We start from the raw sequence: 21,102 nt of genomic DNA, 5'->3' as shown, positions 1-21,102 counted from the left end.
TTAATTGTTTTTTCCATTTGTGAAATTTATCGTTTTATAGAAAGTATCAGCTCCCCAATTCATATTGAATAAAAATTAGTCACTGTTGGCACTGCCAACAAAGTCTAAAAAAACACCACACGCCTATGGGTTGTATGAAAAAAAGCTCTGTTAGTACTACCAACACGGAGAAAAAACAACCGCCCTTTTACGCCCTTTTGCCAAATTTTCCGATCAGGACATTTTCACTCCGTTCCAGTATCTCCATATAATCCGCATACCATTGCATCATCTCTCTGCGTCCTTCCAGATATTGGGCGTGATTGTAAGTTCCCCGGATACTGTTCTTGTCAACATGGGCAAGCTGAGTTTCAATCCAAGCAGTGTTATAGCCTTGTTCATGTAAGATAGTGCTCATGGTATGGCGGAAGCCGTGGCCTGTAAGCCTTCCTTTGTATCCCAAAAGCTCTATTACCTGATTGATACTTTCTTTACTTATCGGTTTGCTGCGATTATTTCGGCCAATAAACACCAACGGATAATCACCTGTAATCAGCTTCAAGGCTTTAAGCAATACAACACATTGCTGAGATAATGGAACAATATGAGGCCGTTTCATTTTCATAATATGCTCAGGGATTTCCCAAATAGCATTATCAAGATCGATATCTTCCCATCTCGCATAACGCAATTCCTGCGTTCTGACTCCTGTAAGCATAATAATTCGTGTCGCTGTTTTTGTGATTACACTACCTGTATAAGCCGATAAATCTTTCAAGAAAAAAGGTAATTCCTGTGCGGTCAAAAAAGGGAAATGCTGTTTTTTAGGCGAAGCCAGTGCACTGGCAAGATCGGGAGCGGGGTTATATTCCGCACGTCCCGTAACAATGGCATATTTAAAAACCTCGCCACTACGTTGACGAACTTTCCGCATTTTTTCTAATGCACCTCTGACTTCCAATTTTTTCAGTACTTCAAGTAATTCCAAAGGTTTAATTTCTGATATGGGACGATGGCCGATATAAGGGAAAATATCCTTTTCAAAGGTATCAATAATTTCATCACGATAACGCAATGACCATCTGTCAGCCTTAGATTTATGCCACTCTCTCGTGATGGCTTCGAATGTATTATTTAGTTTGTGTTGGCTGGCTAATTTCTTCTGCTTTTTATCAATACTTGGATTTTGTCCCTCTGCAATCAGTTTCTTGGCTTCTTCACGTTTCTTTCTTGCCTCAGCCAAAGAAACCTCAGGATAAACGCCCAATGCAAGTAGCTTCTCTTTGTGATTAATTCGGTACTTCAATCGCCAATATTTTGAACCACTTTGCTTAACCAACAGATACAAACCACCGCCATCAGATAACTTATAGTCTTTTCCCTTTGACTTACAGGTATCTACTTGACGAGCAGTTAATTTCATTTGGGGTACATTTTTATACCCCTATATGAGATGCCCCCAATTGATAATGGATTTCAATAGATTCAGTTAGACCAAAAAAGACTAACAACCCACTCAATCACCTGAAATTAATGGTTTTTATTGAAAGAAAAAGACGACTCTGGACAACTTATGGCGGAAGATCACAGGAGTCGAACCTGCCGAGGGCCGCTGGCGGCCCCATCTGGATTTGAAGCCCAGCCGCCCCACCGGGGACGATGATCTTCCATTAAGGAAATTAATGAGGGACAGGGATTATAGCGCGTCTCGCGAGATATCTAAACTTCTCTGTTACTTCACAGATATCTGATATAAAAAGAGCTGAATTACTCGCATAAAAGTGCGGCATTAGCATTGAACTCACTGTATCTTATCCCCATCTATCGTCAACAACCCATTGGGATATCAATGGCTGGTTTCAGCCTATACCCTACTACACATATAAGGCGCTCATTATGACTAACCCGTTACTGACACCTTCTGCATTGCCTAAGTTCTCTGCAATTGAACCAAAATATGTCGTGCCTGCTGTGAAAGAGACGTTAGCCAACTACCGTCAAGTAATTGAGAAGATTTTGTCAGAAAACTCCACTTTTACTTGGGATAATCTATGCCAGCCAATTTCTGAAGAGAAAGATAAACTTTCCCGTGTCTGGTCTCCTGTCGATCATTTGAATGCAGTCAAGAATAGCCCTGAGCTGCGCGAAGCCTATGAGCAAAGTCTTCCTCTGCTTTCTGAGTTCGATACTTGGGTCGGGCAGCACAAAGGGTTATATCAAGCCTATAAGTCATTGAAAGCAAGTGAGGCTTTCGAAACGCTTTCCCAACCACAAAAAAAGGTGGTTGAAAATACGCTGCGTGATTTTGAGTTGACGGGTATTGGCCTGCCAGAAGAAAAGCAAAAACGTTACGGCGAAATTACTGCCCGTTTATCTGAATTGGGTGCGAAATTCGGCAATAACGTGCTGGATGCCACAATGGGATGGACAAAGCTGATTACTGATGAGTGTGATCTGGACGGTCTGCCAGAAAGTGCTAAAGCCGCAGCCAAAGCTGCCGCAGAAGCCAAGGGGCAGGACGGGTGGCTGTTCACGCTGAATGCGCCAAGCTATTTGCCTGTCATGACTTATGCAGATGATAGCGACCTGCGCGAAGAAATGTATTACGCCTATACAACCCGTGCGTCCGATCAAGGGCCTGATGCCGGGAAATGGGATAATAGTGAAATCATGGCAGAGCTACTCGCTTTGCGTCATGAACTCGCTCAATTGCTGGGATTCAAGAACTATGCAGAAAAATCCCTCGCGACCAAAATGGCTAAAACACCTCAGCAAGTGCTCGATTTCCTGAATGATTTGGCTAAACGCGCCCATCAACAAGGCAAAGATGAGCTGGATGATTTGGCTGAGTTTGCGGAATCACATTACTGGGCTGATGAGCTGGAAGCATGGGATCTGGCTTATTATGGCGAAAAGAAAAAACAGCATGATTTCTCCATCAATGATGAAGAGCTGCGCCCTTATTTCCCTGAACAACGTGTATTGGAAGGGTTGTTTGAGGTCGTTCATCGTATTTATGGCATCACCGCCAAAGAACGCCAAGGGGTAGATACATGGCACCCTGATGTGCGTTTCTTCGACCTGTTTGACGATAAGCAGACATTGCGCGGCAGCTTCTATTTAGATCTCTATGCCCGTGAGAACAAGCGCGGCGGTGCATGGATGAATAGTTATGTCGAAAGAATGCGCCACGCTTCCGGTGAAATGCAAACCCCAGTTGCTTATCTGACATGTAACTTCAATAAACCCGTCGGCGATCAACCTGCTTTGTTCACACACAGTGAAGTCACAACACTGTTCCATGAATTTGGTCACGGATTGCATCAAATGCTGACTCAGATTGAAACGCTGGACGTTTCCGGTATCAACGGCGTGCCGTGGGATGCGGTGGAATGCCCAAGTCAGTTTATGGAAAACTGGTGTTGGGAGCCTGAAGCGCTGGAATTTATCTCAGGCCACTATCAAACCAAAGAACCTCTGCCGAAAGAGATGCTGGATAATATGCTGGCAGCCAAAAATTATCAGGCCGCGATGCGTATTCTGCGCCAGCTTGAGTTTGGTTTGTTTGATTTCCGTCTGCATGCGGAATATGACCCGGCTAAGGGTGCACAAATTCTGGAAACACTCCGCTCAGTGAAGAAACAGGTTTCTGTTATATCATCGCCTGATTGGGGCCGCTTCCCGCACTCCTTCAGCCATATTTTCAATGGTGGCTATGCAGCAGGTTATTACAGCTATCTGTGGGCTGATGTTCTGGCTGCTGATGCCTATTCCCGCTTCTCTGAAGAAGGAATTTTCAACCGCGCAACGGGCCAGTCGTTCCTCGACAATATTTTGTCCCGTGGCGGCTCAGAGGATCCAATGACGCTGTTTGTACGTTTCCGTGGCCGCGAACCAAAACTGGATGCTATGCTGAAGAGCTATGGCATCGGTGGATAAAACTTGTGAAGATTTGTTTGATTTGTGAAGAAGGCGCTGACAGCAGCGCCTTATCGTTATTGGCTGAACGCTGGGGTTTGCTTCACGATGAAGATTCAGTGATGGCTCTGGTTTTGACTCCCGAGCGGCTGGAATTGCGTAAGCGCGATGAACCCAAGCTGGGCGGGATTTATGTTGATTTTGTTGCCGGAACGATGGCTCACCGCCGCCGCTTTGGTGGTGGCCGAGGTGAGGCAGTTGCCAAGGCTGTCGGCATCAAAAAAGATTATTTGCCCACAGTGGTGGATGCAACGGCTGGATTAGGCCGCGATGCTTTTGTGTTGGCCAGCATTGGCTGCCAAGTCAGAATGCTGGAACGTCATCCGGTGGTCGCAGCATTGCTGGATGATGGCCTGCAACGCGGCTATCAGGATGAGGAGATCGGCAGTTGGCTAAAAGAGCGCATGACGCTGATCCATGCATCAAGTATTACGGCGTTGACGGACATCAATCCGCCACCGGATGTGGTTTACCTTGATCCCATGTATCCGCACAAACAAAAAAGTGCACTGGTCAAAAAAGAGATGCGGGTTTTCCAATCGCTGGTAGGCGCCGATGAAGATGCGGACAGTTTGCTGGAACCCGCCCGCGCGCTGGCGAAACGTCGGGTTGTGGTGAAACGGCCGGATTATGCCGAACCGCTGGCAGGCGTTAAAGCCTCGGCCTCCATTACAACCAAAAATCACCGTTTCGACATTTATCCTTGCTGAGCGAATCTCTGTTATCGATTCAAAAAATAGCTCTGTATCTGCTTATATGGAGCTATTTTCTAAAATACATTCGACCAGCAGGCTGGCATCCCTTATAAATTAAAAACACTGCAATAGTCAGATAACAAGCTAATTTCAATAACTCAATAATAAAATCGTTCATGGATGAAACGTGTTGAGGAAAAATGAGGGATAGAAATGGTGATAACCCACTATTTATTGGTATCGCTATACCTGGCATCATAGAGAGTAGCCAAATACTCAAGTGATTAATATTATTTAATGACTTTTCAGAATTGAAACCATAAGACAAAGCAAAGCCAATACCAAGTAACCCCATTACCACCATTAAGAGTAAAATATGGGCGACACCGTATAAACTTTCACCCAAAATAATAAATAACAAGATAGAAAAAAGAGTAATTGGCAGCATTATCATCACAAAATAGAGGGTTCTTGAAAGGATTAATTTATGTGGTTTTGAATGCATATAGGGATAAATACCCGCATAGATCTCGATATCCCAAGATAACAAACCAGAAATAAAAGATTGAGATGCAAATAAATAAGGGTATTTATCTAAAAAGACATTGATGAAAGTATCTTGTTTTTCGGCAAACACCATAATTAAAATAACAACACTGAGCGGGACGTGAATAAACGCCATGATGAGGTATTCTTTAATAGTGACTTGTCTCAAATAGTTTTTGAAAACCAAAGCACTTATTCTCATCAACTCATCCTCATTCTACCATCTTGCAAATATTCCTCTAATTTATGACTTATTTTCTTATTCAACCAATACACACCAGAAAGCCAAACAAAGAGAGTTAAAAAAAAGAAAGAAACGTTGGTATAAGTAATATCTTGCAGTAGCCAATATGAAGGAAATAGCATTGATAATGCATTGAAATAAGGAATATTGAACAAATCCAATCCAATAATAAACATTATGTAGCCAAACCACGGTAACGCCAAGGCAGGTTGTTTCCATAAGTTAATGAAAAAAGAGATAACAAAACAAAAAACACAGGCAAACAACAATTCGCCAATCATATAGAAAATAATTTCAACATGAAAATTAACGTCACGCATCAAATAGCCAAGAAAAGGAATAATAATGGCAGGTAAGCTGATAAGGCCGTTGGCGGCTGATTTTAATAAAATTATTTTATAAAATGGCGTTCCTGATGAAATAACATACGAAATAGTTTCAAATTTAAATTCATTTGATATGTTGGACATGGCAGAAAACAGTAATATGCCAATGCACGTAAATAATCCTGCCCTTATGGTAAAAAATAATGCACTATTATTTTCGCCATTATACAGATAACAACTAATTGCAAAAATAACACTTTGCAGGCTAATCCCTATCAAGAACGATGAGGTGACAATCCGTTCTTTCCATTGGATTTTCGTAAAAAAGACAAGTTCGCTTATAAAATTGTTTTTCATTGATTATTAATTCCATGCTTTAACAATTTAATCTCTTGGTGACGATGATTTGCGATAAAATCTTTATTATGAGAAACACAGATGACCATACCATTATTGGCACAATGTGCCTTTATTTTAGAACTTAAAAAAGCTATTCCTTCACTATCCAGGCCATTGGTAGGCTCATCTAAAATCCATAATGGATAATATAGCTGACATGCCCTTGCTAAATGTAACCGTTGGCGCATTCCCAATGAATAATTAGCATAAGGTTTATCAATATCAGGTTCTTTAAGCCCGGTATCCAAAGCTAATTTTTTGGCTTCCTTCGCTGTTAACTTATTGCCTTTTAAAAAAGAAAACAAAACGAGATTGTCTATTGCATTTAAACGAGGATAAAAACCGGATGGAGCACCAAAAGAAATGCCTATTTGCCTTCGATACCAAAACAGATCGCTATACACGTCCTTGCCACGAAAAAATATCTGACCACTTGATGGTTTAAGTACCGTTGACAGTATATTGAGTAATATTGATTTCCCACTTCCGTTTTCACCGGTGATTGCAAGAAATTCCCCATCTTTTAATGCAAAAGATAGAGAATTAATAACATTGAGATTTCCATTGTTATAATAAACATCGGTAACTTCAAGCATCCTTTATCCTTTTATATTAAATAGCCACTTTTACTATCAAATTTACCTTATTTTTTGAGACATATCCGTCAACCAATATCCAATTGTCCCCCTTACCGACAATGAACAACATACATTAAATGCGCTTCTTAGCTCCTTAAGGGCAGTAACAAGGTATATTTTCTAGCATCATTGCACCCGAGCTACTTTATAAAGTTTGGCATTGTTTTTCGGCTGCAGGCTGCATATAGATCTGTTGAGTTAATGTTTAAGGACGAATATGACTTCGGCCATTTTACCACGGCTATTAGTGCTACTGCTGTAGCTTCCGGTGTTTTTGTGGTTGGTGTAGCGGTTGCTTACGGTTTAATGTGGTTAGATAATGAATTTAAAATCAGTGAAACTATAATTAGAAAATTAAAGAAAAATAAGGTGAAACCTCCTGCTGCACCTTATCATCCTGACCAATTCTTCAACATGTGGGGTAGGTATTCTCGTGGGTAATGAAAATATTCCATCCTGAATAAAGATATTTATTTTTTCATTGATTTTCATGGGTATTTCTGTATTTGGTGGACTTTAATCTATAATTGATTACACCAATTTATTAACTAGACAAAAAGCTCTTGTTTTATTTGATTCAGCCCATTTTGTATGTATTTTTCTATATTATTATTTAAATATCTTTTAACTCAAAAACAGGTTAAGAATATGTCTTTGTGTAAATAAGCATAGCATTTTGCTATGCCTATTTCGGACTTCTGATAAACCGAATTACACAACACCCTGCGATAACATCGCATCGGCGACTTTAACAAAGCCTGCGATGTTTGCACCTTGCACGTAATTGATCTGTTTGCCCTCTCCGCCATATTCTACGCAAGCGTGGTGGATATCGAGCATAATGTGATGCAGGCGAATATCCACTTTTTCCGCTTTCCAGCTCAGGCGCGCTGCGTTTTGCGCCATCTCCAGACCAGATGTTGCCACGCCTCCCGCATTAGCCGCTTTACCCGGCGCAAACAAAACGCCCGCTTCGACGAATGCATCCGTAGCAGCAATGGTTGCCGGCATGTTGGCACCTTCGGCAACAGCTTTCACCCCGTTTTTAATGAGTATTTTCGCAGCTTCCAAATCCAACTCATTCTGAGTCGCGCAAGGCAGGGCGATATCAACCGGAATTTCCCACGGGCTTTGATCCTTGAGGAAAGTTAAACCGCGCTCTTTGGCATATTCTTCCACTCGCCCGTAACGCTGGTTTTTAATCTCTTCAAGATGGGCAAGTTTTTCCGGCGTGAAGCCGTCTTCATCCAATACAGTACCGCCAGAGTCTGATGCTGTAATCACCTTCGCGCCGAGTTCCATGCATTTTTCGATGGTATATTGGGCGACGTTTCCTGCACCAGATACTGAAACTCGCATTCCTTCAAGCCCCATGCCATGACGTTTAAGCATTTCATGGGTGAAATAAACCAGCCCATATCCGGTCGCTTCAGGGCGAATTAAGCTGCCACCAAAAGAAAGCCCCTTTCCCGTGAAAACACATGATGTATCGTTGGACAGTTTTTTCATCATGCCCGCCATAAAACCAACTTCACGCCCTCCCACGCCAATATCACCCGCCGGTACATCCGTATCTGACCCCAAATGGCGGTAAAGCTCAGTCATCAAAGCCTGACAGAACCGCATGACTTCCCCGTGGCTTTTGCCTTTGGGATCGAAGTCAGAGCCGCCTTTCGCGCCTCCCATTGGCAACGTAGTCAACGCATTTTTCAATGTCTGCTCAAAGCCCAAGAATTTCAGGATAGAAAGATTTACAGAAGGGTGAAAACGCATTCCCCCTTTAAATGGCCCAATGGCCGAACTGAATTGTACCCGCCATGCGCGGTTAACTTGTACCTTGCCTTGATCATCAACCCAACAGACCCGAAATTGAATCACTCGTTCCGGCTCAACCAAGCGTTCCAACAATCCTTGCTCACGATATTGCGGATTTTGCTCAAGAAAAGGCCAGAGAGAAGTAAATACTTCACGCACTGCCTGTAAGTATTCTGGTTGATGTGGATGATGATATTGGATTGAATCTAGAAACGAGACTAAAGATGATGAAACATTCATTTAAAGCTTCCTTCTGTCATACAGATGTGATGACCCTCGACTATTTTCATATTATTTTTTTATCGAAAATGTGAGGTGATTACGGTTTGCTTTCTGAATATATCACTATTTTATGCTTAAATTTCAACAACTATTTTTTATTAATTTTCTCAAAAATAGTTTTGACAATTTCTAAGTCAGTTTCATCATCTTTGTTACAGGCAAAAAAATCACCTGCATAAGCAGGCGATTTTATAGAATAAATAATCAACCGAAGATTATTCTTCGTCGTATCATTCTTCATCACGTAAAGGGACGATCAACATATCAACATGAACGGTGTTAATAAGCTGGCGGGCTGAAGACATCAACTTGCTCCAAAAATCTTGATGGTGACCACATACGACTAAATCCATATCGTATTGCTTGATGGCATCAACAAGAACTTGAGCTAAATCACCACTACCACTTAACGTTTCTTGAACAGGATAACCTGCGCTGGCAGACAACTCTTTCAAAGAGTTACGGGTCTCATCCGCGATACGTTCCTGCATATCACCAAGATTAACGTCAATCAGGCCGGTATAAAGATCTGAGTAGTTAACATCAACATGGATCAGGGAAACTTTGGCGTTGTACGGTTTAGCCATTGAGACAGCTTTTTCCACCAATATCCGACTTTCTGGGGATAAATCAACCGCAACAAGAATATGTTTGTAAGCCATAAGAACTCCTTCCATAACGTCGATTAAAATAGACTGGCAACATTAAACGCCATGATTTGATATTTATACTATAACGTCTCAAGCACTCTCTTGAGTGTTGTTTTGATCACAACTTATTGTTTTACTTCTTTAACCGGTTGAAATTCCTCATGTCACCGACAAAATTTATTACGCGGTTTAACTGAACAAAGCCTAAATGACGCGCCAATTTTCACTTGAACATAAATACGCAGGACGCTGTATTTCTGCCTAATATTTAATATAGTGACTATTCAAATAGGAATTTTTCCAATTGATTTATACCCAATGGATTTCGAGTTGCATCGCGGCGACAAGGGAATTCATCCCGAGGAACATAGAGAACCGTATGTTTATAAAAACGGTGACAGGGGTGAATGGGCACAGCCAACAAAGAGACAACTTGAAAGATGAAGGGTACACACTTCTTGGCGGCGGTTGCAACCGCCACAACTAGGAGAATAATTACGCCAGTGTCAGGCCCCATTGATGGCATTTCACTGTTACCTATTAACCTTCAACGATAAAGGGTGAATGCAGAAAGGTTGCTGAGACAACAGTAGTCATGAAAAAGTGACTATTTATGACGAGGTTACTCTTCATGACAAATGACTATTGCCTTACAAACGGGATGTATTCATATAGGAAGTATGTTTAATACTATGGCATTCTTTTGGGCCATTGGCCTCATCTGCATTGTGAACATGCTACGCTACTTCTCTTCACTCCGAGTGCTCCTGTCACTTTTACGCCAGTCTGATCCCATGTTGTATCAATCCGTTGGTGGCAACGGTTTTTTCACGGCCAGTGGTCAATTCAGCAAACAAATTCGGTTAGTGCGCTATATCAATTCACAAAGTTATATCAATCATCACGATCCCGATGTCGTTTCTCAGTGCGAAAGGTTAAGGAGGCAATTTATATTGACGGGAATATTATGTGGAGTCGTTGTGCTGTCTCTTATCGTCAATGTCATTTAAACAAACAGACTGACAGAATATGTTGATAATCCAGGAAGTTAACGTGGAAAGAAGGCAAATGAAAATACAAAAGGGTTGGCTTGCAATCATGCAATAACCAACCCTTTTTTATTACGTTATTAGATCAATTTCAGGGCAAACCAGTACAGCAGGCCTGACAATCCGATAGAAATAGGCAGCGTCAGTACCCACGCCAGCATGATGTTTTTGATGGTCTTGCTTTGAACACCACCGCCATCAACCAGCATTGTACCTGCAACCGCAGAAGAGAGTACCTGCGTTGTAGACACGGGCATCCCCGTGTAACTGGCAACACCAATGGAAACCGCCGCAGTAACCTGAGCAGAAACACCTTGGGCATAAGTCATGCCTTTTTTGCCAATCTTCTCACCGATGGTGACAGCTACACGCTTCCAACCCACCATCGTTCCCAAAGATAAAGCGAATGCCACCGCAACAATGATCCACAACGGCGCATATTCCACCGTATTCAATAGATCTTTACGCAGCGTATTCAGGAAACGGGAGTTTTCAAGGCTGGTTTCCGGCAACTTAGCCACGGCACTTGCTGTATCTGTGATGCACATCAGCATACGACGCATGCTGTTACGTTGATCTGGCGTCAACTCGCTGTAATTCTGGATATTTCCCAGCATGGATTCAGCGCTATTCAAAACCTGCTCAGCACGTGAACTATCACAATGGAATTCCATATCCAATTGATTCTCCACTCCAGGAGCCGCTGGGTTCAATTCAATTGCATGAGCCAGCGCGGGAGCATTCTGAGCATAATACTGTTTCAAATGAACAATGGCATCTCGGGTACGGGCAATATCATAGCTGGTTGAATTCATGTTGACGACGAAGCCCGCAGGCGCGACACCAATCAGAACCAACATGATCAGACCAATACCTTTCTGGCCGTCGTTTGCACCGTGGGAGAAACTCACCCCAACAGCGGAAAGGATCAGCGCTGTACGTGTCCAGAATGGAGGTTTACGTTTACCATCCTGTTTTTCACGCTCAGCAGGTGTCATGTGAATGCGACGACGTTTCTTTGTGCTGCTCCAATAACGACGCAACAAAAATACCATCGCTCCGGCAATCACCAGACCAACCAGAGGAGACAGGATCAAGGACATGAAAATCTGTATCATCTTCGGAATATTCAGCGCATCCACCACAGAAGAGCTGGTTACTATCGCATTGGTCAGGCCAATACCGATAATTGAACCAATCAACGTATGGGAGCTGGATGCTGGAATGCCGAAATACCATGTGCCTAAATTCCAGATAATTGCCGCCAGCAGCATGGAAAAGACCATAGCTAACCCGTGAGAGGAACTGACATTCAGCAGAAGATCCGTAGGCAACAGATGCACAATCGCGTAAGCGACACTCAATCCACCAAGGAGAACACCCAAAAAGTTAAAAACGCCAGCCATAACAACGGCAAGCTGCGAGCGCATCGCCCGGGTATAGATAACAGTTGCTACTGCGTTTGCGGTATCATGAAACCCATTGATGGCTTCATAGAAAAGCACGAACAACAGAGCAAGTACTAACATAAGGCCGGTATAAAATTCCAGGCCAGTAAACAGATGTAGCATAAACGTTAAGCCAGTTAGTAGGACATGAACGCGCGCATTATCAGTGACAAACGTTAGCGGGAAAAGAGAAATATGACCTTTTTTTGATTTAATGACAATATGCGGTCAGCAAAATATTTGCATTTGTCAATAATATCAATTGATTATCTTCTTTTGATGTTTTGATATTTTTTTAATGAAAAATTACTTTTCAGTGTGAAAAGTTAAACTAAGTATGCATTTTTCTCCGTAGTTCGTGAACGCTGCCCCCACTATGCAGTCATTTCCTACAAAAAACTCGGCTAAAAGAGACTAATTAATGGAAAAATTTGATGTAATTATTATCGGTGCTGGCGCTGCCGGTCTGTTTTGTGCGGCTCAGGCGGGGCAAGCGGGGTTAAACGCTCTGGTATTGGATAATGGCAAAAAAGCGGGCCGCAAGATTTTGATGTCCGGTGGCGGGCGCTGCAATTTCACCAATATGTATACCGAACCCGCGGCTTATCTTTCTGCCAATCCTCATTTTTGTAAGTCAGCACTTGCTCGCTATACACAGTGGGATTTTATCGATCTGGTGCAGCGCCATAATATTCCTTATCACGAAAAGACGTTGGGGCAGCTTTTCTGTGACGATTCGGCACAACAAATTTTGGATCTGTTGTTGAAAGAGTGCGAAAAAGGACAGGTGACGATTCGATTGCGCAATGAAGTCACGCATGTTGAAAAGAAAGAGACAGGCTTTGTCATTACCGCAGCAGGAAAAGAAGTAAGCACACACTCACTGGTAGTGGCATCCGGTGGGTTATCCATGCCGGGCTTAGGAGCTTCTCCCCTTGGTTATCGCATCGCAGAACAATTTGGGCTTAATATCCTGCCGACGCGTGCGGCACTCGTTCCTTTTACCCTGCATAAACCGCTACTGGAGCAGCTACAAGTCCTTTCCGGTGTTGCCGTTCCTTCTGTTGTCACAGCAAAAGATGGCACTGTATTCAGGGAAAATATCCTGTTTACCCACCGTGGCCTTTCTGGCCCAGCCGTTTTGCAGATCTCCAGCTATTGGCAGCCCGGAGAATATGTGAGTATTAACTTACTTCCTGATGCAGATTTGGAGGGCTTTCTGGAACAAGAGCGGAGTTCTCATCCAAATCAGAGCTTGAAAAACACGCTGGCAAAACTATTGCCGAAACGTTTAATTGAATGTTTGCAATCTCTCGGGCAATTACCGGAAATATCGCTCAAGCAATTGAACTCTGCCCAGCAAAAAGAGCTGATCACCACCCTGCAATGTTGGCAGGTACAACCAAATGGCACCGAAGGCTACCGCACAGCAGAAGTAACTCTGGGTGGAGTGAATACCAATGAGCTATCTTCCAAGACAATGGAAGCGCATAAAGTGAAGGGGTTGTATTTTATTGGTGAAGTGGTTGATGTTACCGGCTGGCTCGGTGGTTATAACTTCCAATGGGCCTGGAGTTCGGCATGGGCTTGCGCACAAGCATTGGCGTCTGAGAAGCAAAAATAAAGCCGCGGGATGCTCACTTTGACAGATGGAGTTAGTGAGGACTAACACCATCTGTCTGCACGCTGAGAAGTATGTTGAAAATAACGTTACCCTTGAGACAACGCTTTTACAAAACCGGATAAGCGCATTGTTCTTTTACACTCAGTCTGTAGCGATTTCAGAGTTTCAGAATCTGGTGAATGTATGAACCGGGAAAAATTCCTCAGCATGGTCGCGTGTTGCCGCTCCGGCAAAGAGAGCTTAATACTTTCACGATCGACCAAAGGCTTCATGCCGTGTTCAATCTCAAGGCACATATCTGGCGATAGGTTGCCATAAACAAATGAGCCACAATAAGGCATAACAAAGTCATTCAGGATTAACCTGCCAAGAGTGCCGGAAATTTCACATCGTTGTTTAACAACGGAACCACTCCTATAAAGGTAATATTATCCTCTGTATGGCTACTGACGTTCATTTCCACAATCGCATTAATTTCACTCATTTTTTGCGGATCTTGCATAATATTCACGCCTTTGTTTAGAGAAATAAAATACATAGAAAAATGCCATCAATAGAACAAACAAACTAATGCTGGTCAGTTTAAAAGTCACATCCAGAGAGTACAGGCTGGCAATATAGCCGCCTATCATTGGCATCAGTATAGCGACCACTGAAGACAGTAACTGAATCGTCCCTGTTGCTTTTCCTACATTTTGATATCCAATAATTTCCCGGACACCAAGCCTTATGGCAAAAAAAGTAACGCCAGACGATATCCCTATCAGAATTATGCCAAAATAGAACACATAAACAGCTATCAAGTCGGGATTCAGGAATCCGAATATAAAAAATGCAATTGAGTTAATCAGCATTGAAGCCATTAATATAATGACTGGGCGTAGCTTTTTATTTAATAAGGACGCCAGCTTTGTGCCAATAATGCCCCCCACGCCAAGTAATGATATAATTATGCCGATGCTGTTTTCGCTCTCACCGGCATATTTAAAAAACAGCCCTAGCATGTCATTACTCAGGTAGAAGGCAAAATTAGCAATCGTGTATCCAGCCACCAGATAAAAAAGATCTTTGCTCGCTCTCATTTCATTAAAGAACGAGTATTTGGTTCCCGATTTTCCAGAAGCATCAGCACCCTGAGCATGCATGCCATCCTGCAACCTGAGATCTATCTGTGAGGTTAAGATACTGAGGAGGTTCAGGGCCGATGAAAAAATGATGATAGTCCAAACCCCTATTAAATTATAGAGATATACCACTGCCAGAGGGACTAATACCCTGCTGATATTAATCAAATAGCCATAAATTTCAAAAAACCTTTTTGAGTCATCATCATTTTTATTAAGCTTGATATTAGAAATACTCAAACCGCATCTTGACCCGGTTTTTATGAAAGCGATTGCGAACAAGCCATAAATATTTCCTGTCAGAAACAACAATGGCGTGGTGATGGTATTTATTGTAAAAAGAAGGGTTCTCCATTGATGAATGTTGCCTTTATCAAACAACTTACCAAAAAAATGGCTGGAAAATAAAAATGGCAAGGCAAAACAGGCTCCAAGCCCGCCCATTTCTACAGGGGTGGCGTTATAAAGATAGATAGCAACTATGCTCAAGAAAGCATAATCAAGATAAGTATCAAATTCATTAGCTGCTATACCAATATATTTCAACATAACAATTCCCCAAGTTGCTAAAGTAAACAGGATAAGCTGCCTAATTAACTTATGCCTGTTAATTTACACCAGTGGTTGATAATCCATAAATCCTCCTGTTTGGATGTTGATTTTTAATTATCCCTCCTAAAATGGATTTAAACATAATATCACCCAAAATTAATGTAAATAGATTGCCCATTAAATGTTTCTGATATGTGACTTAGGTTTTGGTTTATTGACTTTTCCCATAAATAAAAAATTTATGCATTCTGATGTAGTTGAAATACAGTTTAATCTAGCTTTTTAGGGCTGAATTATATTAATTTCACTATTTAGGCTGATAGTTATAGATATTACTTATTTTTTATTTCCATATGATTTATAGCTTTTAACATACATCAATAATAAATTCATTTATCTAACAACCAAGTTTTAATTTTATAACCTGATTAATACAAATAAATAAAAAAACGCCAACAATAAGATTTTATTGATTTACATTAACCATAGGTTATTAATTTAACGCTAATTTCTTCTGTAAAAACAAAAAGGTAATCCATACCTTCCCTGACATAATAAATAATAAAAATATATATTAAAAAATGATACTCATAATCTCCTTATTCCGCACAAAACATTAGCAAAATGATTTGATTGTTACCATGCGGTTTGGAATAATGCGCACCGCAAATACCAAACTGACATTGACTACAAAAATAGAAAAATTCGATATCAAATATCGAAATATGGCAAATGTATTAAATTACAGCCTTAATTACTGTCAGTAATGCCAACATCATCCTCCAACAATGCTCAAAAATTAAGTGTAAATAAGTCATTTGTTTATTAGCCATAATAATAAATAAATCTTGTTAAAACTTATTACACCCCTATACGCACAAACAAACTAATTAAATTTATTTTAAATAAGAATTTGACATAGTTGTTACTTAATAATGAGTATTAATATGCAAAATTTACCTCACGTCAAAGCACTGTGTTCCATCGCACATCCTTACCGTGCTTGTGCCGAATATGATGCATTATTTGATGCCGCCATGCGTGAACTGACGCTGTACCACTGTGAACATACCCCTGGTTATGAGCAGTGGTTAATGGAACATGGGTTGGATAAGCAGACAATAATGGAAGTGGATGATTGGTCAAGCCTGCCGCTTTTATTTGCCAATTACTTCAAGCGCAATCTGATCCTCAGTGACAGTGCAAAAGATGCCCTGGAATTGACGTCGTCCGGAACAACCGGCCAGAAAAGCCGCATGCGCTACGACTCTGAAAGTATTACCGCAGCCCAATATATGGTGGACTGCATTTTCGACTATTATGGCTGGAATATACCGGATCAACCGTGCAATTATTTGTTGCTCAGTTATGAGCCTGCCGGTGCTGTCACGCTCGGAACAGCCTACACCGATCAGTTCCTCTGCAAATATGCCCCCGTCAATCGGGCTTACTATGCTTTGCGTCATAATGGGCAAGGCAACGAATTTGATCCTTTCGGTACGATTACCGCGCTCCAGCAATTTGCGCAGGAAGGGTTACCCGTACGTATTTTCGGTTTCCCGGCCTTTTTGTGGTTTACCCTGCAAAGAATGGAGCAAATGGGGCTGCCTGCACTGAAATTGCACCCAGAATCACTGGTTTTTCTCGGCGGAGGTTGGAAGACACACGCCGATAAATCCATTCCCAAAAAAGAACTGTATCAACGCCTGACAGAGCAATTGGGTATCCCTGATATTCGCTGCCGTGATGGTTACGGCTCAGTAGAACATCCCGTGCCTTATGTGGAATGCTCTCACCATAATTTTCACGTGCCTGTTTATGCACGGGCTTATGCACGCCACACCGCCGATTTATCGCGCCAGCCTTATGGGCAACCGGGCTTTTTGCATTTTACTTCGCCTTTTATCACCTCCTGCCCGGCTCACAGCATTGTCACGAGCGATCTGGCAGTGATGCATCCCGCTGAAAGCTGCGGCTGTGAACTGAATACGGATTGGTTTGAGTTGCTTGGCCGTGCCGGCACCAGCAAAGGCCGTAGTTGTGCGATTGCCGCTTCAGAATTGATTAAGAGATCTTGATATGTCTTCCACAAATACTGTTTCCATAGAACAATTGTCCGTAGAGCAAAGAATCGCAAAATTACGTGAGCAACTGCCAGCATTGTTGGCTCGTCCCCATACAGCCGAGCAGGTGCTGGATTGTGCACAGGGTTTTGCCGATTATCTGTCCAATCTGGATTTTCATCCGTTGTTGGATGCAAAAGCCCGCGAAGCGCTCAGCGCATTCTGCCAACGTGAAGCACTGGAAGCTAAACTGGAGCGGGAGCTGGGCCAAAATGCCTTTTCTCTGCGCCGATTCGATTATGACCAGAATCGATATGAAACGTGGAAACCTTTAGGGTTAGTCGTCCACATTACCCCTTCCAACGCAGAATTGCTGCCTTTTATGGCAGTGATAGAAAGTCTGTTGGTCGGCAATATCAACTGGCTGCGCCCCAGCAGCAGCGATAATGGATTTAGTGCGCAACTTCTGGAAGCATTTTTGGCCCACGATATTTCCGGCAATTTAGCTGATCGGGTAGCGGTATTAGCCTTGCCTGTTACACAACTGGCCGAGTTGATGAGCCAGGCTGATGCCGTTTCTGCTTGGGGCAGCAATGCCGCGCTGGAGTCTATCCGCGCTCAATTGCCATCGGGTTGCCGCTGGATAGATTGGGGCCATCGCATCAGTTTTGGCTGGTTAAACCCCAACACTATCGATGATGCCCAGTTGGATGCCTTGGCTGATGATGTTTGTCTGTATGATCAACAAGCTTGTTCCAGCCCGCAATGTTTGCTGGTCGATAGTGAAGATCCAGAAGTACTGCAACATATCGGGCAACGTATGGCCGCAGCATTGCAACGCCGCGCTGGATTGCATCCGGCACTCAAACCGGATGTTCAGGAAGCCGCAGAAATTACGACTCAAACGGCTTTCCAGCAGCTCGATTTTGCTTTTACTCAGGTACAAGGTGAAGTCTGGCAAGCTGAGGGATGGCGGGTAATATGGCGACATGAAGAAGAACTGGCCGCTTCCCCGCTTTTCCGTACATTGCAGGTGCGCCCGGCACCCCGTCAGCGTTTGTGTGCCATTTTGCAACCTTGGCGCAACCATCTGCAAAGCTGCGCCTTGATGACCCATCAGGACGATATCGTCGAAATGAGTCATGCCCTGTTCGCTGCGGGTGTCAGCCGCATTTCCCCGGCAGGCCAAATGCATGGCGGTTATAGTGGTGAGCCACATGATGGTGTTTATGCGCTGGCACGTCTGGCCAAGCGAGTTTCTGTCAGTCTTGCTCCCGACTTAATGACGGGTTGCGCTCACCTTGATGTTCCGCCAGCCCGACCACAGGGATTGGAAAATCTTCCTGTGATGAATAAGACGGATTTTCAGGCCTTGGTTCCAAATGAAAAATCCCGCCTGTTTTTCCGCAGTGGCGGCAGCAGTGGCACACCCAAGCTCGCAGCCTATAGCTATCAGGATTATCACCGACAAATGCAGGCAGCAGCCGATGGTGTGTTCTCATCGGGGCTTGAACCTTCAACGGATCGGGTCATGAACCTGCTGTACGGCGGAAAACTGTATGGCGGAATGATGAGCTTTTTCACCATTCTGGATAAATTGAATGTTGCCCAATATCCAATGGGCGGGCCAGCCGACAATGATTTCAGTGAAATTGCCGACATCATCGTCAACCAGCGCATTAATACATTGGTGGGCATGCCAAGTACATTGCATCGCCTATTCCTGAATGAAGAAGCCAAACTGCGTGAGTACGGTGGCATCCGTAAGCTGTTTTTGGGTGGTGAACACCTGAATATGAACCAGCGAACTTTCCTGACCGGCTTTGGCATTTCTTTGATTCGCTCAACGATCTACGGTTCGGTGGATGCAGGCCCAGTAGGCCATGCATGTGCTGCCAGTGAGGATGGTGTTTTCCATTTAATGGCCGATACCCAATGGCTGGAAATTCTCAATATTGAAAACGATCAAACCGTGGCTGAGGGTGAAACAGGCCGCCTGATCTTTACTTCTTTGCATCGCAAAGCCCAGCCGGTTCAACGCTACGATTTGGGCGATCTCGGCCATTGGATAGATGAGCCTTGTTCTTGCGGCCTGTCGGCACCCCGCTTCCGCCTTAAGGGACGTCATGGATCTCTGTTACGTATAGGCAGCATTTTTGTCAATCTGGCCGATTTTTCTGAGCAGCTAAAGTTACCGGTACAGTGGATTATCGATCATGACGATCACGGTGTTGATTGCGTGCAATTGTTGGTTGATCACGCTGATCCGGACGCTGTCCGCCAGCACTTATTGCAAGACGATAAACTCGCCGAAGTTGTTGAAGGTCGCTTGCTGGGCCTGCATGTTATTTCTACTTCAGCCGCTGATTTTCGCCGCAATTCACACAGCGGAAAAACCCCTTTGTTCATTGATTTGCGTAAATATTAATTGAGTGAAATTAAGATGATGACCAGAACGACATTAATTGATTTGTTCCATCATGCGCGCGAGCATTCTGCTTATTATAAGGATCTCTACAAATCCATTCCGCAGAATTGGACGTTGGAAGATTTACCCCTCGTTGAGCCCGGTCATTACTGGGCACATTCCAGCGAATTGCAAACGTGGCCGGTTTTAACTGCCCCATTGGAAGGTGGCCATGTCTATAAAACCGGCGGTTCCACCAGCGACGGGCGGCTGTCCGTTTTCAGCCAGCAAGAGTGGAAAGCGTTTATTGGCAGCTTTGGCCAAGGGATTGCCCATCAATTGAAACAAGGTGATCGGGTAGCAAATCTATTTTTTGCCGGCGACCTTTATACCAGTTTTATCTTCATTCATGGCGCACTGTCGAATGTGCCTTTTCCGATTCTGGAGTTTCCTTTCACCTGCAAAGTGGAAGACGAGCTGCTGGTCAATAATATTCGGCACCACAACATCAATGTATTGGCGGGTGTGCCAGTGCAATTAATCCGCTTTGCCCACTATCTGAAAGATACCGGACAAACGTTGCCAATGGTGGAGACCATTCTTTATGGCGGGGAAAGTCTGTTTGATTCCCAGTCCGCCATTATACAGCAGGTATTTCCTCACGCTCGTTTGGGCTCGATCGGCTGTGCCAGCGTGGATGCCGGCTTGATAGGCTTTGCTGATACCGAATGCAGGCAGGGTGAACACCGAGTATTTGATAACGACACGATTATTGAGATCTTGGATGAAGTCACTCACGAGCCAATCACAACGCAGGGGCGCAAGGGCTTATTGGTTGTTACCAACCTGCAACGCCAGCTTATGCCGATAATTCGCTATCCTACTGGCGATCTGGCGTGCTGGAGCGAATCCGATCAGGCTGGACGTAAATTCGCCCTGCAAGGGCGCGCTAATCTGGGCTACCGTATCCGGGTTGGTACGCTTTCATTATTCCCTGACGATTTGGCGAGCCAACTCACGCAGCACTCGGAACTTCTGGCCTGGCAATTAGAGTTATCACAGCAGGCAGGGAAAGACAAAATCAGGTTGTTAGTGGCAAGCCAGCAAACAGTCGATCTCGATAAAATACGCCATACGGTACTGACTGCTTTTCCTAATCTGGGCAAAGAATGCATGGTTCAAAATATGTTGGAAATCTTTCAAACCAACATTGATGGCATGTATACGCATCCACGTTCAGGCAAATTGCAACGAGTTGTGGATCTGCGTAGCTATAATTAAGG

The 21,102-nt window shown here is 43.4% G+C and carries 18 protein-coding genes and 1 tRNA gene; 8 read left to right on the top strand and 11 right to left on the bottom strand.

Features of this window, described 5'->3' with window-relative positions; all coding sequences use genetic code 11:
- Nucleotides 1–187: 187 nt before the first annotated feature.
- Nucleotides 188–1,402, bottom strand: a complete 1,215-nt coding sequence (locus FE392_RS08380; protein ID WP_319929778.1) for a tyrosine-type recombinase/integrase — start codon at nucleotides 1,400–1,402, stop codon at nucleotides 188–190.
- A 151-nt stretch (nucleotides 1,403–1,553) separates the two neighbouring features.
- A tRNA-Sec gene (locus tag FE392_RS08375) sits at nucleotides 1,554–1,648 on the bottom strand.
- 227 nt (nucleotides 1,649–1,875) lie between these two features.
- On the opposite strand from FE392_RS08375, the gene prlC reads away from it, so the two are divergent.
- Both prlC and rsmJ read left to right on the top strand, forming a co-directional pair.
- A complete protein-coding gene (gene prlC / locus FE392_RS08370) occupies nucleotides 1,876–3,918 on the top strand; it encodes an oligopeptidase A (RefSeq protein WP_319929777.1) in 2,043 nt (680 codons plus the stop codon).
- A gap of 5 nt (nucleotides 3,919–3,923) precedes the next feature.
- Nucleotides 3,924–4,667: a 16S rRNA (guanine(1516)-N(2))-methyltransferase RsmJ gene (gene rsmJ, locus FE392_RS08365; RefSeq protein WP_319929776.1), complete on the top strand. Its 744-nt coding sequence runs from the start codon at nucleotides 3,924–3,926 to the stop codon at nucleotides 4,665–4,667.
- Between the two features lie 52 nt (nucleotides 4,668–4,719).
- Here the strand turns inward: rsmJ and FE392_RS08360 are convergent, their stop codons facing one another.
- The 3 genes from FE392_RS08360 to FE392_RS08350 are packed head-to-tail and all read right to left on the bottom strand — an operon-like array spanning nucleotide 4,720 to nucleotide 6,763.
- Nucleotides 4,720–5,400, bottom strand: coding sequence for a hypothetical protein (locus tag FE392_RS08360; protein ID WP_319929775.1), 681 nt, complete (start codon nucleotides 5,398–5,400; stop codon nucleotides 4,720–4,722).
- On the bottom strand, nucleotides 5,400–6,125 hold the full coding sequence (locus FE392_RS08355; RefSeq protein ID WP_319929774.1) for a hypothetical protein: 726 nt from the start codon (nucleotides 6,123–6,125) through the stop codon (nucleotides 5,400–5,402). Before FE392_RS08355 ends, FE392_RS08360 begins: the two co-directional genes overlap by 1 nt.
- Nucleotides 6,122–6,763, bottom strand: coding sequence for an ABC transporter ATP-binding protein (locus tag FE392_RS08350; RefSeq protein ID WP_319929773.1), 642 nt, complete (start codon nucleotides 6,761–6,763; stop codon nucleotides 6,122–6,124). The genes FE392_RS08355 and FE392_RS08350 overlap by 4 nt, the downstream gene beginning before the upstream one ends.
- Before the next feature lie 243 nt (nucleotides 6,764–7,006).
- Between FE392_RS08350 and FE392_RS08345 the strand changes: the two genes are divergently transcribed.
- Nucleotides 7,007–7,246: a hypothetical protein gene (locus tag FE392_RS08345; RefSeq protein ID WP_319929772.1), complete on the top strand. Its 240-nt coding sequence runs from the start codon at nucleotides 7,007–7,009 to the stop codon at nucleotides 7,244–7,246.
- Between the two features lie 270 nt (nucleotides 7,247–7,516).
- Here FE392_RS08345 and gdhA read toward each other — a convergent pair whose 3' ends face one another.
- Nucleotides 7,517–8,860 carry an NADP-specific glutamate dehydrogenase gene (gdhA, locus tag FE392_RS08340; RefSeq protein WP_319929771.1) on the bottom strand — a complete coding sequence of 448 codons (1,344 nt, stop codon included), beginning with the start codon at nucleotides 8,858–8,860 and terminating at the stop codon, nucleotides 7,517–7,519.
- A gap of 272 nt (nucleotides 8,861–9,132) precedes the next feature.
- A complete protein-coding gene (gene uspA / locus FE392_RS08335; RefSeq protein ID WP_092509913.1) occupies nucleotides 9,133–9,564 on the bottom strand; it encodes a universal stress protein UspA in 432 nt (143 codons plus the stop codon).
- 668 nt (nucleotides 9,565–10,232) lie between these two features.
- Between uspA and uspB the strand changes: the two genes are divergently transcribed.
- A complete protein-coding gene (gene uspB, locus FE392_RS08330) occupies nucleotides 10,233–10,562 on the top strand; it encodes a universal stress protein UspB (RefSeq protein ID WP_319929770.1) in 330 nt (109 codons plus the stop codon).
- Between the two features lie 119 nt (nucleotides 10,563–10,681).
- Here the strand turns inward: uspB and pitA are convergent, their stop codons facing one another.
- Entirely contained in the window at nucleotides 10,682–12,172 is a 1,491-nt protein-coding gene (gene pitA / locus FE392_RS08325) for an inorganic phosphate transporter PitA (protein WP_319929769.1), read from the bottom strand.
- A 298-nt stretch (nucleotides 12,173–12,470) separates the two neighbouring features.
- Between pitA and FE392_RS08320 the strand changes: the two genes are divergently transcribed.
- The gene (locus FE392_RS08320; RefSeq protein ID WP_319929768.1) at nucleotides 12,471–13,673 is read left to right on the top strand and encodes a BaiN/RdsA family NAD(P)/FAD-dependent oxidoreductase; all 1,203 of its coding nucleotides are present in this window, start codon (nucleotides 12,471–12,473) and stop codon (nucleotides 13,671–13,673) included.
- Nucleotides 13,674–13,759: 86 nt separating this feature from the next.
- Here FE392_RS08320 and FE392_RS08315 read toward each other — a convergent pair whose 3' ends face one another.
- Genes FE392_RS08315 through FE392_RS08305 form a run of 3 tightly spaced genes read right to left on the bottom strand, consistent with a single transcriptional unit; the run spans nucleotide 13,760 to nucleotide 15,346 of the window.
- Nucleotides 13,760–14,014 carry a hypothetical protein gene (locus tag FE392_RS08315; RefSeq protein WP_319929767.1) on the bottom strand — a complete coding sequence of 85 codons (255 nt, stop codon included), beginning with the start codon at nucleotides 14,012–14,014 and terminating at the stop codon, nucleotides 13,760–13,762.
- Between the two features lie 17 nt (nucleotides 14,015–14,031).
- Entirely contained in the window at nucleotides 14,032–14,175 is a 144-nt protein-coding gene (locus FE392_RS08310) for a hypothetical protein (protein ID WP_319929766.1), read from the bottom strand.
- Nucleotides 14,150–15,346 (bottom strand): MFS transporter, encoded by a 1,197-nt coding sequence (locus tag FE392_RS08305; RefSeq protein ID WP_319929765.1) that lies wholly within the window; start codon nucleotides 15,344–15,346, stop codon nucleotides 14,150–14,152. The genes FE392_RS08310 and FE392_RS08305 overlap by 26 nt, the downstream gene beginning before the upstream one ends.
- A gap of 950 nt (nucleotides 15,347–16,296) precedes the next feature.
- Between FE392_RS08305 and FE392_RS08300 the strand changes: the two genes are divergently transcribed.
- Genes FE392_RS08300 through FE392_RS08290 form a run of 3 tightly spaced genes read left to right on the top strand, consistent with a single transcriptional unit; the run spans nucleotide 16,297 to nucleotide 21,100 of the window.
- Complete coding sequence (locus FE392_RS08300; RefSeq protein ID WP_319929764.1) at nucleotides 16,297–17,427, top strand: LuxE/PaaK family acyltransferase; 1,131 nt, start codon at nucleotides 16,297–16,299, stop codon at nucleotides 17,425–17,427.
- Between the two features lies 1 nt (nucleotide 17,428).
- Complete coding sequence (locus FE392_RS08295) at nucleotides 17,429–19,840, top strand: acyl-CoA reductase (protein WP_319929763.1); 2,412 nt, start codon at nucleotides 17,429–17,431, stop codon at nucleotides 19,838–19,840.
- 15 nt (nucleotides 19,841–19,855) lie between these two features.
- Entirely contained in the window at nucleotides 19,856–21,100 is a 1,245-nt protein-coding gene (locus FE392_RS08290; protein WP_319929762.1) for a phenylacetate--CoA ligase family protein, read from the top strand.
- Nucleotides 21,101–21,102: the final 2 nt, after the last annotated feature.

This window comes from Xenorhabdus santafensis, from assembly GCF_033949405.1.
Classification (GTDB): Bacteria; Pseudomonadota; Gammaproteobacteria; order Enterobacterales; family Enterobacteriaceae; genus Xenorhabdus; species Xenorhabdus santafensis.
This window is presented reverse-complemented; position numbering and strand designations above follow the sequence as displayed.

Excerpts from the sequence above, each read along its gene's own strand:
- FE392_RS08380 (WP_319929778.1), bottom strand. The coding sequence starts at position 1,402 with ATGAAATTAACTGCTCGTCAAGTAGATACCTGTAAGTCAAAGGGAAAA.
- prlC (WP_319929777.1), top strand. The coding sequence starts at position 1,876 with ATGACTAACCCGTTACTGACACCTTCTGCATTGCCTAAGTTCTCTGCA.
- FE392_RS08360 (WP_319929775.1), bottom strand. The coding sequence starts at position 5,400 with ATGAGAATAAGTGCTTTGGTTTTCAAAAACTATTTGAGACAAGTCACT.
- FE392_RS08355 (WP_319929774.1), bottom strand. The coding sequence starts at position 6,125 with ATGAAAAACAATTTTATAAGCGAACTTGTCTTTTTTACGAAAATCCAA.
- FE392_RS08350 (WP_319929773.1), bottom strand. The coding sequence starts at position 6,763 with ATGCTTGAAGTTACCGATGTTTATTATAACAATGGAAATCTCAATGTT.
- FE392_RS08345 (WP_319929772.1), top strand. The coding sequence starts at position 7,007 with ATGTTTAAGGACGAATATGACTTCGGCCATTTTACCACGGCTATTAGT.
- gdhA (WP_319929771.1), bottom strand. The coding sequence starts at position 8,860 with ATGAATGTTTCATCATCTTTAGTCTCGTTTCTAGATTCAATCCAATAT.
- uspA (WP_092509913.1), bottom strand. The coding sequence starts at position 9,564 with ATGGCTTACAAACATATTCTTGTTGCGGTTGATTTATCCCCAGAAAGT.
- uspB (WP_319929770.1), top strand. The coding sequence starts at position 10,233 with ATGTTTAATACTATGGCATTCTTTTGGGCCATTGGCCTCATCTGCATT.
- pitA (WP_319929769.1), bottom strand. The coding sequence starts at position 12,172 with ATGCTACATCTGTTTACTGGCCTGGAATTTTATACCGGCCTTATGTTA.
- FE392_RS08320 (WP_319929768.1), top strand. The coding sequence starts at position 12,471 with ATGGAAAAATTTGATGTAATTATTATCGGTGCTGGCGCTGCCGGTCTG.
- FE392_RS08315 (WP_319929767.1), bottom strand. The coding sequence starts at position 14,014 with ATGCCTTATTGTGGCTCATTTGTTTATGGCAACCTATCGCCAGATATG.
- FE392_RS08310 (WP_319929766.1), bottom strand. The coding sequence starts at position 14,175 with ATGCAAGATCCGCAAAAAATGAGTGAAATTAATGCGATTGTGGAAATG.
- FE392_RS08305 (WP_319929765.1), bottom strand. The coding sequence starts at position 15,346 with ATGTTGAAATATATTGGTATAGCAGCTAATGAATTTGATACTTATCTT.
- FE392_RS08300 (WP_319929764.1), top strand. The coding sequence starts at position 16,297 with ATGCAAAATTTACCTCACGTCAAAGCACTGTGTTCCATCGCACATCCT.
- FE392_RS08295 (WP_319929763.1), top strand. The coding sequence starts at position 17,429 with ATGTCTTCCACAAATACTGTTTCCATAGAACAATTGTCCGTAGAGCAA.
- FE392_RS08290 (WP_319929762.1), top strand. The coding sequence starts at position 19,856 with ATGATGACCAGAACGACATTAATTGATTTGTTCCATCATGCGCGCGAG.